The 14,452-nt window shown below is 64.2% G+C and carries 15 protein-coding genes; 9 read left to right on the top strand and 6 right to left on the bottom strand.

The features are described 5' to 3' along the window. Positions 1–48 precede the first annotated feature (48 nt). Complete coding sequence (locus tag C2U40_RS02245; RefSeq protein ID WP_005309410.1) at positions 49–846, bottom strand: DeoR family transcriptional regulator; 798 nt, start codon at positions 844–846, stop codon at positions 49–51. 272 nt (positions 847–1,118) lie between these two features. Between C2U40_RS02245 and kbaZ the strand changes: the two genes are divergently transcribed. From kbaZ to ast, 9 genes are all read left to right on the top strand, one after another. Then, positions 1,119–2,432: a tagatose-bisphosphate aldolase subunit KbaZ gene (gene kbaZ / locus C2U40_RS02240; protein ID WP_103827910.1), complete on the top strand. Its 1,314-nt coding sequence runs from the start codon at positions 1,119–1,121 to the stop codon at positions 2,430–2,432. Between the two features lie 12 nt (positions 2,433–2,444). Next, on the top strand, positions 2,445–3,614 hold the full coding sequence (locus tag C2U40_RS02235) for an SIS domain-containing protein (RefSeq protein ID WP_017780936.1): 1,170 nt from the start codon (positions 2,445–2,447) through the stop codon (positions 3,612–3,614). Beyond that, on the top strand, positions 3,614–4,087 hold the full coding sequence (gene agaV / locus C2U40_RS02230; RefSeq protein WP_005309404.1) for a PTS N-acetylgalactosamine transporter subunit IIB: 474 nt from the start codon (positions 3,614–3,616) through the stop codon (positions 4,085–4,087). The genes C2U40_RS02235 and agaV overlap by 1 nt, the downstream gene beginning before the upstream one ends. A gap of 15 nt (positions 4,088–4,102) precedes the next feature. Further along, positions 4,103–4,879, top strand: coding sequence for a PTS N-acetylgalactosamine transporter subunit IIC (agaW, locus tag C2U40_RS02225; RefSeq protein ID WP_042051145.1), 777 nt, complete (start codon positions 4,103–4,105; stop codon positions 4,877–4,879). Further along, a complete protein-coding gene (gene agaE, locus C2U40_RS02220; RefSeq protein ID WP_103827909.1) occupies positions 4,869–5,747 on the top strand; it encodes a PTS N-acetylgalactosamine transporter subunit IID in 879 nt (292 codons plus the stop codon). The genes agaW and agaE overlap by 11 nt, the downstream gene beginning before the upstream one ends. Before the next feature lie 46 nt (positions 5,748–5,793). After that, on the top strand, positions 5,794–6,228 hold the full coding sequence (gene agaF, locus C2U40_RS02215) for a PTS galactosamine/N-acetylgalactosamine transporter subunit IIA (RefSeq protein ID WP_010635027.1): 435 nt from the start codon (positions 5,794–5,796) through the stop codon (positions 6,226–6,228). After that, complete coding sequence (gene nagA / locus C2U40_RS02210; RefSeq protein WP_103827908.1) at positions 6,229–7,428, top strand: N-acetylglucosamine-6-phosphate deacetylase; 1,200 nt, start codon at positions 6,229–6,231, stop codon at positions 7,426–7,428. Continuing rightward, complete coding sequence (locus tag C2U40_RS02205) at positions 7,419–8,273, top strand: tagatose bisphosphate family class II aldolase (RefSeq protein ID WP_016349524.1); 855 nt, start codon at positions 7,419–7,421, stop codon at positions 8,271–8,273. Before nagA ends, C2U40_RS02205 begins: the two co-directional genes overlap by 10 nt. Positions 8,274–8,375: 102 nt before the next feature. Then, positions 8,376–10,286, top strand: coding sequence for a thermostable cytotonic enterotoxin Ast (ast, locus tag C2U40_RS02200; protein WP_103827907.1), 1,911 nt, complete (start codon positions 8,376–8,378; stop codon positions 10,284–10,286). An 85-nt stretch (positions 10,287–10,371) separates the two neighbouring features. On the opposite strand, the gene pdxJ is transcribed toward ast, so the two are convergent. The 5 genes from pdxJ to lepB form a co-directional block, all read right to left on the bottom strand. Then, on the bottom strand, positions 10,372–11,109 hold the full coding sequence (gene pdxJ / locus C2U40_RS02195; protein WP_011704752.1) for a pyridoxine 5'-phosphate synthase: 738 nt from the start codon (positions 11,107–11,109) through the stop codon (positions 10,372–10,374). A gap of 140 nt (positions 11,110–11,249) precedes the next feature. Next, on the bottom strand, positions 11,250–11,957 hold the full coding sequence (recO, locus tag C2U40_RS02190) for a DNA repair protein RecO (RefSeq protein ID WP_039214654.1): 708 nt from the start codon (positions 11,955–11,957) through the stop codon (positions 11,250–11,252). Beyond that, on the bottom strand, positions 11,958–12,857 hold the full coding sequence (gene era / locus C2U40_RS02185; RefSeq protein WP_011704750.1) for a GTPase Era: 900 nt from the start codon (positions 12,855–12,857) through the stop codon (positions 11,958–11,960). It abuts the gene before it with no gap. Then, on the bottom strand, positions 12,854–13,525 hold the full coding sequence (gene rnc / locus C2U40_RS02180; RefSeq protein ID WP_011704749.1) for a ribonuclease III: 672 nt from the start codon (positions 13,523–13,525) through the stop codon (positions 12,854–12,856). The genes era and rnc overlap by 4 nt, the downstream gene beginning before the upstream one ends. After that, positions 13,526–14,449, bottom strand: a complete 924-nt coding sequence (lepB, locus tag C2U40_RS02175) for a signal peptidase I (RefSeq protein WP_016349520.1) — start codon at positions 14,447–14,449, stop codon at positions 13,526–13,528. Between the last annotated feature and the right edge of the window lie 3 nt (positions 14,450–14,452).

The following is a 14,452-nucleotide window of genomic DNA, read 5'->3' as shown; positions in this document are numbered from 1 at the left end:
GAGGGACGCCGCGGCGTCCCTCTTTCACATTCTTCGTCGAGTCCCGACTCAGGCCTCCACCAGCAGCACCTCTATCCCGGCCTGACGCAGACCGGCCAGGGTCTCGGCCGCGATGGCGTCGTCGGTGATCAGGGTGTGGATGCGCCGGGTATCGATGATCTTGTGCAGGCTCAGCCGGCCAAACTTGCTGGAATCGGTCACGACGATGATCCGCTCGGCCACGTGGCACATGCAGCGGTTGAGCCTGGCCTCGTCTTCGTGATGGGTGCTGACGCCGCGCTCCAGATCGATGCCATCCACCCCGAGAAACAGCAGATCGAAGTGATAGTTCTGCAAGGAGAGATCCGCCTGGGCGCCGTAGAAGGAGAGCGACTTGCGGCGCAGGTGACCACCCGTCATCAGCAGCTCCACCCCTTCCGCCTCCAGCAGGGCATTCGCCACGTTCATGCCGTTGGTCATCACCACTATCTCCTGGTGATCGCGCAGGTGGCGTGCCACCTCCAGGGTGGTGGTGCCCGAGTCGAGAATGAGGCGACAGCCCGGCTGCACCAGGCTCGCCGCCATGGCGCCGATGCGCTGCTTGACCGGGGTGTTGAGCACGCTCTTGTCGGCGATGGTGCGCTCGGCCACCGGCTGGCCGGATTCACACAACAGGGCGCCACCGTAGGCGCGCACCGCCACCCCCTGTTTCTCCAGAAATGCCAGATCGTTGCGGATGGTGACGGTAGATACCTGATAGTGGCCGGCCAGCTCGTTGACCTGAACGCTGCCATTGCTGCGCAGCTGCTGAATGATGCGCTCCCGTCGCTCGCTGGTGCCGAGCACGCTCTTTTCGGTGATTTGCATAGTCTCTCTGCCGGAGTCCTGTGGTGAAAGTAGAGCTTTCACTTCGTTACGTTTTCCTATTAACACTCAGCCTCGATGGCAAATCAAGCTTTCATTGAATTGAAAAGTGCCGTCAGACTCCCTAAAACAGCCATGTAACTTTCGATTCATTTCTTTTTGTGATCTTGCTCAAGATGTGAACACGCTTTTATTTCGTTTCGAACGCCGTACGCCTAGGGTAAAGAAAGAAATCGAAAGCAAAGCATCTTGTTCAGGCCAAGAGGAAGAGGGAAATGAAATCAATGCTGGATCTGGTCGCACAACACAAGCAGGGGGAACAGGTCGGGATCTACGCCGTCTGCTCCGCCCATCCGCTGGTGCTGGAGGCGGCCCTGCGACTGGCGGCGCAAGGGGACCAGCTGCTGCTGGTCGAGGCCACCTCCAATCAGGTGGATCAATTTGGCGGCTACACCGGCATGACGCCGGCCGATTTTCGCGACCTGCTGCACCGGCTCGCCGCCGAGTGCGACTTTCCCGTGCAGCGGCTGGTACTGGGTGGGGATCACCTGGGCCCCAACCGCTGGCAGAGCGAGCCCGCCGCACAGGCCATGGCCCACGCCGAGGATCTCATCGCCAGCTATGTCGCGGCCGGCTTCAAGAAGATCCACCTCGACTGCAGCATGTCCTGCCAGGGGGATCCGGTGCCGCTGACCGACGAGCTGGTGGCGGTGCGTGCCGCCCGGCTGGCAAACGTGGCCGAGCAGACCGCCATCCGGCAGTTTGGCCACAGCGACCTGATCTATGTGATTGGCACCGAAGTGCCGGTACCGGGCGGCGCCCACGAAGAGCTGGCCGAGCTGGCTGTCACCACGCCGGAGGCGGCGCACCACACCCTGGCCGCCCACCAGCAGGCCTTCGAGCAGGCCGGGCTGGCCCAGCTCTGGCCGCGGGTGATCGGTCTGGTGGTACAGCCCGGCGTGGAGTTCGACCACACCCACGTCATCGACTACCGTCCCGAGCGGGCCGCCCCCTTGAGCCGGATGATCGAGGCCTATCCCCATCTGGTGTTCGAGGCCCACTCCACCGATTACCAGACCCCGGACGCCTACCGCCAGCTGGTGCGCGATCACTTCGCCATCCTCAAGGTTGGCCCCGCCCTCACCTTTGCCCTGCGCGAGGCACTGTTTGCCCTCGCCGCCATCGAGGAGGAGCTGGTGGTGGCCAAGTCCTGCTCGGGCCTGCGCCAGGTGCTGGAAGAGACCATGCTGGAGCGCCCCGACTTCTGGCGCAGCCACTATCAGGGCAGCCCCAACGAGTGCCGGCTGGCCCGCGGCTACAGCTACTCCGATCGCATTCGCTACTACTGGCCCGACAGCCGGGTCGACGACTGTTACGCCCGGCTGCTGGCCAACCTGGCCGCCGAACCCATTCCCCTGCCGCTGCTCAGCCAGCACCTGCCGCTGCAATACCGCAAGGTGCGCCAGGGCACGCTGTCGCCCCGGGTTCACGACCTCATTCTCGATCAGGTGCAGGAGGTGCTGCGCCAATACGCGGCGGCCTGCAGCGCCGCCCCCGCCAGCCACTCCCGGCTGACCCCGGTTGTATAAGGAGTTGTAGAGATGATCCTTGGTTATCCAGAAGAGACGCTGCGGTCGGCCAACGGCCTGGCCACCGCCCGTGAAATTCGCCAGCAACCCGCCACCTGGCGGGAGACCCTCACCATGGTGGAGGAGTGCCGCGCCACCATAGAGCGCTTCCTGCTGCCCCTGCTGTCGCGGGGCAACCTGCGGGTGATCCTGACCGGAGCCGGTACCTCCGCCTTTGCCGGCCGCGCCCTCGCCCCCTATCTCAGTGCCCGCCTCAACGGCCGCTTCGAGGCGATCGCCACCACCGACATCGTCACCGATCCGGGCGAATACCTGGCACAGGACTGCCCGACCCTGCTCATCTCCTTCGCCCGCTCCGGCAACAGCCCGGAGAGCGTGGCGGCGGTGGAGCTGGCCAGCCAGCTGCTGAGCGAGTGCCACCACCTGGTGTTGACCTGCAACGGTGAGGGGGAGCTCTATCGCCGCTGCCAGAAGGATGCCCGCTCCCTGGCGCTGCTGATGCCGCCCCAGACCCACGACCGCAGCTTTGCCATGACCAGCAGCCTGACCAGCATGATGCTGAGCTGCCTGGCGGTATTCCTGCCGCGCCAGTTCAACCCGATCGCCAGCCAGCCGCTCATCGCGCTGGGGGACGCCATCCTGCCCCAGGCCGAGCTGAAGGTGCCCGAGTGGGATCGGCCGTTGCCGGAGCGGGTCATCTACCTTGGCAGCGGCAGCCTGCAGGGGGTGGCCCAGGAGGCGGCCCTCAAGCTGCTGGAGCTCACCGCCGGCCAGGTGATGGCCATGCACGACTCCCCCACTGGCTTTCGCCACGGGCCCAAGTCGGCCATCAATCGGCAGACCCTGATTGTGCTGATGGTGTCCAACGATCCCTATACCCGCCAGTACGACCTGGATCTGCTCGGCGAGCTGCGCCAGGACGGCCATGCCGCCCGGGTGGTCGCCCTGGCCGATCGGCCGGATCCGCTCATCAGCGCCGGCGAACACATCTATCTGCCCACCCCCCTCAACGGTGACGACGCCGAGCTGGCGCTCTGCTACCTGCTCTACGCCCAGTACTACGCCTTCCACACGGCGCTGGTGCTGGGCATCACCCCGGACAATCCCTGCCCGAGCGGGCGGGTCAACCGGGTCGTGCAGGGGGTCAACATCTATCCGTTCAACCAGCAAGGAGGCGTCTGATGCCGAACATAGTGCTGAGCCGTATCGACGAGCGCCTGATCCACGGTCAGGTCGGCGTGCAATGGGTCGGCTTCGCCGGCGCCAATCTGGTGCTGGTAGCCAACGACGAAGTCGCAGAGGACCCCATCCAGCAGAACCTGATGGAGATGGTGCTGGCAGAAGGCATCGCAGTGCGCTTCTGGCCGCTGCAGAAGGTGATCGACAACATTGGCAAGGCCGCCGATCGCCAGAAGATCCTGCTGGTGTGCAAGAGTCCGGCGGACTTTCGCACCCTGGTGGAGGGCGGGGTGCCCATCCCCCGCATCAACGTCGGCAACATGCACTACGCCGACGGCAAGCGTCAGATCCACAAGACGGTATCGGTGGACGAGTCGGACATAGCGGCGTTTCGCGCCCTGCAGGACGCCCATGTCGCCTGCTTTGTCCAGGGGGTGCCGACCGAACCGGCACAGGACATTTTCAACCTCATCTGATTAAGGACAATTGTGATGGAAATCAGTTTGTTGCAAGGGCTCTTGCTGGGCATGCTGGCGTTCTTCGCCGGGCTTGACCTGTTCAACGGCCTGACCCACTTCCACCGGCCCGTGGTACTGGGCCCGCTGGTGGGCCTGATCCTCGGCGACCTGCCCACCGGCATTCTGGTAGGCGGCACCCTGGAGCTGGTCTGGATGGGGCTGGCTCCGCTGGCGGGGGCGCAGCCGCCCAACGTCATCATCGGCACCATAGTCGGCGCCACCTTCGCCATCACCACCGGGGTCAAGCCGGATGTGGCGGTCGGGGTCGCGGTGCCGTTCGCGGTAGCGGTCCAGATGGGGATCACCTTCCTCTTCTCGGTGATGTCGGGGGTCATGTCCCGCTGTGACCGGATGGCGGAACAGGGGGATGTGCGCGGCATCGAGCGGGTCAACTACCTGGCGCTGCTGGCGCTCGGTTCCTTCTACTTCCTGTGCGCCTTCCTGCCCACCTACTTCGGGGCCGAACACGCCAAGAGCGCCATCGACGTGCTGCCCGCCCGTCTCATCGACGGCCTCGGCGTCGCCGGCGGCATCATGCCCGCCATCGGCTTCGCCGTGCTGCTCAAGATCATGATGAAGAACGTCTACATCCCCTACTTCATCCTCGGTTTCGTTGCCGCCGCCTGGCTCAAGCTGCCAGTGCTGGCCATCGCCGCGGCCGCCCTGGCCATGGCTCTGATCGATTTCATGCGCAAGGACCCGGCGCCACAAGCCCGCCCCATCCAGGAGGAAACTGAAGATGGCATCTAACAGCACCGCCACCCGGCTGGCCCAGGCGGCCGAGCCGCAACCGACCCGCGCCGTCTCCGACGACGTCTACGAAGATCAACAACTGGGGGCCGAGCTGACTCGCCAGGACATCAACCGCTTCGCCTGGCGATCCCTGCTGCTGCAGGCCTCCTTCAACTACGAGCGGATGCAGGCCTCCGGCTGGCTCTACGGCCTGCTGCCAGCCCTGCAAAAGATCCACACCAATCCCAAGGATCTCTCCCGGGCGATGAAGGGCCACATGGGCTTCTTCAACACCCACCCCTTCCTGGTCACCTTCGTGATGGGGATAGTGCTGGCGATGGAGCGCTCCAAGCAGAACGTCAACAGCATCCAGAGCACCAAGATCGCGGTCGGCGCCCCGCTCGGCGGGATCGGCGATGCCATGTTCTGGCTCACCCTGCTGCCCATCTGCGGCGGCATCGGGGCAGATCTTGCCCTGCAGGGTTCCATCATGGGGGCTGTGGTCTTCTTCCTGCTGTTCAACCTGGTGCACTTCGGCCTGCGCTTCGGGCTGGCGCACTACGCCTATCGCATGGGGGTGGCCGCCATTCCGCTCATCAAGGCCAACACCCGCAAGGTGGGCCATGCCGCCTCCATCGTCGGCATGACGGTGATCGGCGCCCTGGTCGCTACCTATGTGCGGCTCGGCACCACCCTGGAGATCACCGCCGGCGATGCGGTGGTGAAGCTGCAGGCGGACGTGCTCGACAAGCTGATGCCCGCCTTCCTGCCGCTGCTCTACACCCTGGCCATGTATGGGCTGATCCGCCGCGGCTGGAGCCCGCTGCGCCTCATCGTCATCACGGTCGTGCTCGGCATCGTCGGCAAGTTTGCAGGCTTCCTCTAATCCGGTGCCGGCACCAGGCCGGCCCTTTGCTGTAAAGGAACAGATTATGTTGGGCATCATCATTTGCGGACACGGCGGCTTCGCCAGCGGCATGGAACAGGCCATGTTGCAGATCCTCGGCGAGCAGGAGGCGGTGGTCGCCATCGACTTTCCCGAGTCCTCCACCACGGCCCTGCTGCAGGATCAGTGCGAAACCGCCCTGACCCAGGTGGAACGAGGGGATGGGGTGGTCTTTCTGACCGACCTGCTGGGGGGAACCCCGTTTCGGGTCGCCTCCACCCTGGCGCTGCGCCAGCCCGGGAGAGAGGTGGTCACCGGCACCAATCTGCAGCTGCTGCTGGAGATGGTGATGGAGCGCGGCGAGCTGACCCCGTCCCAGTTTCGCGAACAGGCGCTGTGCTGCGGTCATCGCGGCCTCACCAGCCTGGTGGACGAGCTGGCGCGCGAGCGGGCCGAGACCCTGGCCGAGGAGGGGATCTAGATGGCAGAGCGGATCCGCGCCCGCCGCCTGCTGACCGAGCAGGGCTGGCTGACACACCAGGTACTGACCCATGAAGGGGGCGTCATCACCGCCATCGGCCCCATCCCGGCCGACAACCCGGTGCGGGAGGTCGAGCTGCTGGTGCCCGCCCTCATCGATGGCCACGTCCACGGCGGGGCCGGCGTCGACGTGATGGATGAGGCGGCCGACGCCCTGGCCCGCCTCTCCCTTGCCAAGGCGGCAGAAGGGGTGAGCGCCTTCCTCGCCACCACGGTCACCGCCCCGCTGCCCGCCATCCTCAGCACCCTCTGTCGTATCGCCGATGCCATGGCGAGCCCCCTGCCGGGCGCGCAGCTGCTCGGCAGCTATCTGGAGGGGCCCTACTTCACCCCGGACAACAAGGGCGCCCACGATCCAGCCCTGTTCCGGGAGCTGGCTCTGGCGGAGCTCGACCAGTTGCAACAGGTGGCGCGAGGCACCCTGAAGGTGGTCGCCCTCGCCCCCGAGAAGGCCGGAGCACTCGCTGCCATCCGTCATCTCAAACAGGCCGGCATCCGGGTGATGCTGGGTCACTCCGCCGCCGATCATGACACCACCATGGCGGCACTGGCGGCGGGAGCCTCCGGACTGGTGCACTGCTTCAACGGCATGCGCGGCCTGCACCACCGAGAACCCGGCATGGTCGGCGCGGGGCTGGTGCATCCCGATGCCTGGCTGGAGCTCATCGCCGACGGCCACCACGTTCACCCGAGCGTGCTCAGACTCTGTCACTGCTGCGCCAGGGATCGCCTGCTGCTCATCACGGATGCCATGCGCGCCGCCGGCATGCCGGACAGTCACTACCTGCTCGGCGACTATCGGGTGGAGATGAAGGACGGCGTGGTGCGCACCGACACCGGCGGCCTGGCGGGCAGCACCCTCACCCTGCTCGGCGCCGTGCGCAACATGGTGCAGCTGGCCGGCGTACCGCTGGACGAGGCCATCCGCATGGCTTCACTGGCTCCGGCCCGGATGCTGGGGATGGCACATCGCCTCGGCTCGCTGGCCGTCGGCAAGCAGGCCAACCTGCTCGCCCTGACCGCGGAGCTCAATCAACAACACATCTGGGTGGCCGGCCGGGAGATCCTCCCCGCCCCAACCCCGCTCTCTTTCCCTGAAGCTGGTGCCCGCCAGGGTGCCAAGGAGTCCTCATGTATCTGATCTCGTCCCACGAAATGCTTAAAGATGCCCAGCGCCGCGGCTATGCGGTGCCCGCCTTCAACATCCACAACCTGGAGACCGTCGAGGTGGTGGCCCGCACCGCCGCCAAGCTGAACTCCCCGGTGATCCTGGCGGCCACGCCGGGCACCTACCGTCACGCCGGGGTCGAGTACCTGGTCTCCATCTGCACCTCGGCAGCCCACCAGTACCGCATTCCGCTGGTACTGCATCTGGACCACCACGAGGACGAGCAGGATATCCACTACAAGGTCGAGGCCGGCATCCACTCCGCCATGATCGACGCCTCCCACCTGCCGTTCGAGGAGAACGTCGCCAAGGTACAGCGGGTCGTCACCTTCTGCCACCGCATGGGGGCGAGCGTGGAGGCCGAGCTGGGCCAGCTCGGCGGGCAGGAGGATGACCTCATCGTGGACGCCGCCAACGCCCATCTGACCGACCCGGACAAGGCGGCCGAGTTCGTGGCGCGCACCGGCATCGACTCCCTGGCCGTCGCCATCGGCACGGCCCACGGCCTCTACAAGGAGGAGCCGCGCCTGGACTTCGAGCGCCTCGCCGCCATCCGGGCCAGGGTAGCGGTGCCGCTGGTGCTGCACGGCGCCTCCGGCATTCCCGACCGTGACGTGCGCCGCTGCATCGAGCTCGGGGTGTGCAAGGTCAACGTGGCCACCGAACTCAAGATCGCCTTCTCCGACGCCATGAAGGCGTTCCTGGCCTCCCACCCCGACGCTAGCGACCCGCGCCAGTATCTGGTGCCCGCCATGGCCGCCATGGAGGAGGTGGTCGCCGCCAAGATCCGCATGTGCATGAGCGACGGCAAGCTGTAATCCCAAAGGCGGGCCCGCTGCGGCGAGCCCGCCTCCATCCCGGTATCACAGGCGAAGTTCTGCCGACTCACACCTCACGCACATCAACACGTGGAGACAACCATGCACGCACGTACCGCCATGACGCTGCTGCTCATGCTGACCCCCTTCGCCCAGGCCGAAACCCTGTCGCTGGAGGGTGACCAGTACCGTATCAAGGTCGAAACCGATGCCGGCAAGTTCCGGGAGCTGACCTTCACCAATACCGCCAACGGCGATCTCATTCGCTCTGACAACCTGTTCGACATCAAGGGGACGGATGATCGGCTGACCCCCTCCGCCGCTTTCAAGGTCACCGCATTTACCAAGAGCGATGACCGGATCGAGATGGCGTTGGAAAATGCCGACTTCGTGGTCAAGAGCGCCATCCGGCTGGGCCGGGACAAGCGCTACGCCAGCATCGACTTTGCCCTCGACACCCTCAAGAACGGCAAAAAGATCAACGGCTTCTCCATGCTTCCCTTCCACTCCCAGGCGCCGTTTGTCTATGGCGCCATCAACAGCTCGCCCATCGTCAGCGACAGCTTTTTCATTACCCCCCAGAATCCGCTGGTCAATACCCGGGCCTACGAGGGTGGCGTCAGCCAGCTGATCCCGCTCAAGCTGCCGCTCGCCCAGGGCAAGCCGCTCAGCTATCGCACCTATGTCGGCACCTTTGGCGAGGGTCAGCTCAGGCGCGACTTCAACCGCTTCCTCAACGAGGCCCGCGATCGCCCCTACGCCCCCTACCTGCATTACAACTCCTGGCTCGACATCGGCTTCTTCAATCCCTACACGGAGGCCGAGGCACTCAAGCGCATCGATCAGTTCGGCGAGGCGCTGATCAGCCGGCGCGGCGTGCCCATGAGCGGTTTTCTGTTTGACGACGGCTGGGACGATCGGCTGGGCAACTGGGGTTTCAGCAAGGATTTCCCCAACGGCTTCAGCAAGCTCAAGCGCGCGGCCGAACGCTACCATGCCCAGCTCGGGATCTGGCTCTCCCCCTGGGGTGGCTACAACAAGCCAAGGGATGAGCGGGTCTCCCATGCCGCCGAGTTCGGCTACGAGCTGAGCGATGGCAAGTTCGCCCTCTCCGGCCCGGTCTACTACCAGAACTTCCACCAGAAGGTGCTGTCCCTCATCAATGATCAGGGAGTCACCCACTTCAAGTTCGACGGGACCGGCAACGCGGACAAGCTGATCGAGGGGAGCCGCTTCACCAGCGACTTCGATGCCGCCATCCACCTGATCGCAGATGCGCGAGCCGCCAATCCGAAGGTGTTCATCAACCTGACCACCGGCACCACCGCCTCCCCCGCCTGGCTGTTCTTTGCCGACTCCATCTGGCGTGGCGGCGATGACATCAACTTCTACGGACCCGGCTCCAGGGTACAGCAGTGGATCACCTACCGGGATGCCGAGACCTATCGCTCCATCGTCAAGAACGGCCCCCTGTTCCCGCTCAACTCCCTGATGCTGCACGGGCTGGTCTATGCCAAACAGGCCAAGCATCTGGATCGGCAGTCACCGCAGGACTTCGCCGATCAGGCCTGGAGCTACTTCGCCACCGGCACCCAGTTGCAGGAGCTCTATCTCACGCCGGAACTGTTGAGCGGCCAGAACTGGGACCTGCTGGCCAAGGCGGCTCTCTGGTCGCAACAGAATCAGGCCGTGCTGTTCGACAGCCACTGGATCGGCGGCGACCCCACCCTGCTGGCGGTGTATGGCTGGGCGGCCTGGAGTCCGAGCCGCGCCTTCATCACCCTACGCAACCCCTCCAGTAAGCCGCAGACATTCCTGCTGGAGCCCCAGCGCCAGCTGGAGATCCCGTCAGGCGAAGCCACCCGCTTCACGGTGCAGCCACGCTATGGCAGCAATGCCAGCGTACCGGCCACCCTCGATGCCCCCCGCCTCATCACCCTGGCGCCGCTCGAGCTCATCACCCTGGAGCTGACCCCGGCGGGAACCAAACCCGCTGGCGCGGAAAAATCCTGATCCGGACCAAGTTTGACCTGACAAAAAGGGACGCCGTGGCGTCCCTTTTCTCCTCGTGCCGCGGGACCCAGCCCCTGCCGACGGCTCAGATCCCCTGACGGGCTTCCTGCATCAGCAGGCGCATGTCGCTGACCGCCTTGGCCAGACCGTCGAAGGCGGCGCGGCCGATGATGGCGTGGCCGATGTTGAGCTCATAGAGCTCGGGGATGGCGGCGATGGCCTTGACGTTGTGGTAGTGCAGGCCGTGGCCGGCATTGACCTTCAAGCCCTTGCCGGCGGCGTAGGAGGCACCGGCGGCAATGCGCTTGAACTCGGCGTTGCGCTCGGCATCGGTGGTGGCATCGGCGTAACGACCGGTGTGGATCTCGATGAAGGGGGCACCGCTCTCGGCGGCGGCATCGATCTGCAGCGGATCCGCATCGATGAAGAGGGATACCTGAGCACCCACAGCAGAGAGGCGGGCCACCGCATCAGTCACCTTGTCCAGCTGGCCGGCCACGTCCAGACCACCCTCGGTGGTCACCTCGGTGCGCTTCTCCGGTACCAGGCAGACGAAGTGGGGCTGGATGCGGCAGGCGATGCCGATCATCTCTTCGGTCACCGCCATCTCCAGGTTCATTCTGGTCTGGATGGTCTGGCGCAGGATCTCCACGTCACGGTCGGTGATGTGACGGCGATCTTCGCGCAGGTGCACAGTGATGCCATCGGCACCGGCCTGCTCGGCCACAAAGGCGGCCTGTACCGGATCCGGGTACTGGGTGCCGCGGGCGTTGCGCAGGGTGGCGATGTGATCGATGTTCACACCCAGATAGATTTCACTCATTGAGGACTCCTTGAAACTCTTCATCTGTTGACTGCGCGGCTACCGCGCGGATATCCGTATATCAGCTTGTAGGTTCGATTAGCGCAGTGTAATCGGACCTAGGTAACATTCTTGCCGTGTTGGGTAACGCCGCTGGGCGGTTAACCCAAGCTATTACGGCGTTTTAAAAACAGCTCCCGGCTCTTCAACTGGCGCCGTCCCAGATAGGGCTGCAGCGCCAGCCGGCTGAAACGCTTGGCCGCCTGCAGCAGGGGCGGACTGTCGAAGCGCCCCTCGGCAAAGGCCAGCAGGTGCGCGCCGAGAAACAGGGTACGGGGATCCGGCGCCCGCTCGCAAGCGACAAAGCCCAATTCACGCTCGAAGCCGTACAGCAGCTCGGGCTGGATCGGCGACTCGTCGTCGGCCGCATATTCGAAGTCCACCGCGTAGCCGAGCGCCTGCAGCAGCAGGAATTCGAAGCGGCGCAGGGGCAGCTCCGGTGTCTCGCCGTCGGCCAGCGCCATGATGGCGCGGGCATAGGCGTCAAACACTTCGGGGAACGGGGTGTGCGCTTCCAGCAGATAGTAGACCAGCTCGTTGAGATAGAGGCCGTAGAAGAGGCGATCGCCGCCGAGCCGCAGGGAGTGGTCGGGGCACTCCACCTGGGTGAGATTCTTGAGATCGCCCTTGCCGCGCCAGGCGATGGTGAGCAGGGTAAAGGGTTGCAACAGCCCCTTCAGAGGCGAGCGTGGCCCGCGGGAACCGCGAGCCACCAGAGTAAAACGGCCACTATCCTGGGTGAAAACCTCGACCAGCTGGCTGGTCTCCCGATAGGGCCGACTGTGGATGACGAAAGCCGGGGTCAGCAATCAGTCGTCACCGTAGCCGAGACTGCGCAGGGCGCGCTCGTCGTCAGCCCAACCGGATTTGACCTTGACCCACAGCTCCAGGTGCACCTTGTTCTGGAACAGCCGCTCCATGTCGAGGCGCGCCTCGGTGCCGATGGTCTTGATCTTCTCGCCCTTGTTGCCGATGACCATCTTCTTCTGGCCGTCGCGCTCCACCAGAATGAGGCCGTGGATATGGTAGAGGCCGTTCTCTTCCACCTTGAAGCGCTCAATCTCCACCGTCACCGAGTAGGGCAGCTCCTCACCGGTGAAGCGCATCAGCTTCTCGCGGATGATCTCGGAGGCCATGAAGCGGGAGGAGCGGTCGGTCACGTAGTCTTCCGGGAAGAAGTGGACGTTCTCCGGCAGCAGATCCTTGGCCCACTCGCGGATCTTCTCCACGTTGGTGCCCTTCTCGGCACTGATGGGCAGGATGTGGGCGAAGTTCATCTGCTGACCCAGCCACTCGAGGTGCGGCAGCAGATCCTCTTTCTCTTTGACGTTGTCGATCTTGTTGACCGCCAGCACCACCGGGCACTTGAGGTGACGCAGCTTGCCGAGCACCATCTCGTCATCCTTGGTCCAGTGAGTCCCGTCGACCATGAACACCACCATGGCCACGTCCCCCAGCGAACTGGTGGCGGCGCGGTTCATCAGACGGTTGATGGCCCGCTTCTCTTCGATGTGCAGACCCGGTGTGTCGACATAGATGGTCTGGTAGTTCTCCTCGGTGTCGATCCCCAGAATCCGGTGACGAGTGGTCTGGGGCTTCTTCGAGGTGATGCTGACCTTCTGGCCAAGCAGCTTGTTGAGCAGGGTGGACTTGCCCACGTTGGGGCGGCCCACGATGGCGACAAAGCCGCAGTAAGTGGTATCTGTCATGACAGTTTTTCCAATGCTTGCTGCGCAGCGGCCTGTTCGGCCTTGCGACGGCTGGTGCCGACCCCGACCAGCGGACCATCCAGGCCTTCCACGTCACACTGGACGGTGAATTCCTGGTTGTGGGCTTCGCCCTTGACGTTGGTCACTGTGTAGGTCGGCAGGGATTTGCGGCTTCCCTGCAGAATTTCTTGCAGACGGGTCTTGGGATCCTTCTGCTCTATGCCCGGCTTGATCTCGTCCAGGCGGCTGGCGTACCAGCCCAGCAGCAGCGTCCGTACCGTCTCAAGATTGGTATCCAGATAGACGGCACCGATCACCGCCTCGACCGTGTCGGCCAGAATGGATTCACGGCGAAAACCGCCGCTTTTCAGCTCGCCCGGCCCCAGGATCAGGTGATCCCCGAGGTCGAACTCCCGGCCCAGTTCGGCCAGGGTCTTCTCGCGTACCAGGGTGGCGCGCATGCGGCTGAGATCCCCTTCCGCCGCCTGCGGGAAGCGGTGGAAGAGATCATCGGCAATCACCAGACTCAAAATGGAGTCACCCAGGAATTCCAGTCGCTCGTTGTGACGGGAACCGGCGCTGCGGTGAGTCAGCGCCCGGGTCAGCAGTTCTTGATCCTGAAAGACATGCCCGAGACGGGACTGCAGTCTGTTCATCTTGATATTCATTTACTTGATTCCGCCAATGCGGTTGAAGCGCACCCCTGTCGGTACCCAGCTTGGCAGCAGGGAGCCTTCTTCGCGCTCGAATTCAAAACTTATCCAGATAGCGACCGCCTTGCCGACCAGGTTCTGCTCGGGCACGAAGCCCCAGAAGCGACTGTCGGTACTGTTGTCACGGTTGTCACCCATCACGAAGTACTGGCCTTCCGGCACCACCCATTCGTCTGGGTAGGTGCCGGGCTGGCGGTAGTAACGGCCGACCATATCGGGCATCAGCGGGTTGCGCAGGGTCTCGTGAGACACCTCGCCCAGCTGCTCGGTATAGCGGTCAAGCGGGATCCCCATCTGGGTAAATTCACCCCTTTGTTCAAACTTGACGTCGAGCTTCTGGAAGCCCGGGCACGTTTTCCCTTCCTGCTCATCGCACTTGGGCCGGATCATCAGCTCCTTGTTGCGATAGATGACCCGATCCCCCGGCATGCCGACTACGCGCTTGATGTAGTCCACCCGGGTATCCAGCGGATACTTGAACACCACCACGTCGCCGCGCTTAGGCTCACCGGTCTCGAGGAACTTGGTGTTGGTCACCGGATCCTTGAGGCCATAGGCAAACTTCTCCACCAGGATGAAGTCGCCCACCAGCAGGGTGGGCATCATGGAGCCCGACGGGATCTGGAACGGTTCAAAGATGAATGAACGCAGGATCAGCACGAGCGTGATGACCGGGAAGACCCCGGCGGTCTGTTCGATCCAGACCGGCACCGGCGCCACCTTGGCCAGGGTTTTCTCGTCCAGATGGGCGCCGCCGTGGGCACGGGCCACGGCAATCTTGGCGGCCCGCTGCTTGGACCAGATCATCTTGTCCAGACACCAGATAACACCGGTGATCGCGCAGACCACCACCAGGATCAGGGAAAACGTGCTTGCCATCTA

The sequence above is a fragment of the Aeromonas sp. ASNIH4 genome (assembly GCF_002934425.1).
Taxonomy (GTDB): Bacteria; Pseudomonadota; Gammaproteobacteria; order Enterobacterales; family Aeromonadaceae; genus Aeromonas; species Aeromonas hydrophila.
The sequence above is the reverse complement of the archived record's forward strand: the minus strand, read 5'-3'. Positions and strand labels throughout refer to the sequence as shown.

Coding starts and splice junctions, on each gene's coding strand:
- C2U40_RS02245 (WP_005309410.1), bottom strand. CDS start 846: ATGCAAATCACCGAAAAGAGCGTGCTCGGCACCAGCGAGCGACGGGAG.
- kbaZ (WP_103827910.1), top strand. CDS start 1,119: ATGAAATCAATGCTGGATCTGGTCGCACAACACAAGCAGGGGGAACAG.
- C2U40_RS02235 (WP_017780936.1), top strand. CDS start 2,445: ATGATCCTTGGTTATCCAGAAGAGACGCTGCGGTCGGCCAACGGCCTG.
- agaV (WP_005309404.1), top strand. CDS start 3,614: ATGCCGAACATAGTGCTGAGCCGTATCGACGAGCGCCTGATCCACGGT.
- agaW (WP_042051145.1), top strand. CDS start 4,103: ATGGAAATCAGTTTGTTGCAAGGGCTCTTGCTGGGCATGCTGGCGTTC.
- agaE (WP_103827909.1), top strand. CDS start 4,869: ATGGCATCTAACAGCACCGCCACCCGGCTGGCCCAGGCGGCCGAGCCG.
- agaF (WP_010635027.1), top strand. CDS start 5,794: ATGTTGGGCATCATCATTTGCGGACACGGCGGCTTCGCCAGCGGCATG.
- nagA (WP_103827908.1), top strand. CDS start 6,229: ATGGCAGAGCGGATCCGCGCCCGCCGCCTGCTGACCGAGCAGGGCTGG.
- C2U40_RS02205 (WP_016349524.1), top strand. CDS start 7,419: ATGTATCTGATCTCGTCCCACGAAATGCTTAAAGATGCCCAGCGCCGC.
- ast (WP_103827907.1), top strand. CDS start 8,376: ATGCACGCACGTACCGCCATGACGCTGCTGCTCATGCTGACCCCCTTC.
- pdxJ (WP_011704752.1), bottom strand. CDS start 11,109: ATGAGTGAAATCTATCTGGGTGTGAACATCGATCACATCGCCACCCTG.
- era (WP_011704750.1), bottom strand. CDS start 12,857: ATGACAGATACCACTTACTGCGGCTTTGTCGCCATCGTGGGCCGCCCC.
- rnc (WP_011704749.1), bottom strand. CDS start 13,525: ATGAATATCAAGATGAACAGACTGCAGTCCCGTCTCGGGCATGTCTTT.
- lepB (WP_016349520.1), bottom strand. CDS start 14,449: ATGGCAAGCACGTTTTCCCTGATCCTGGTGGTGGTCTGCGCGATCACC.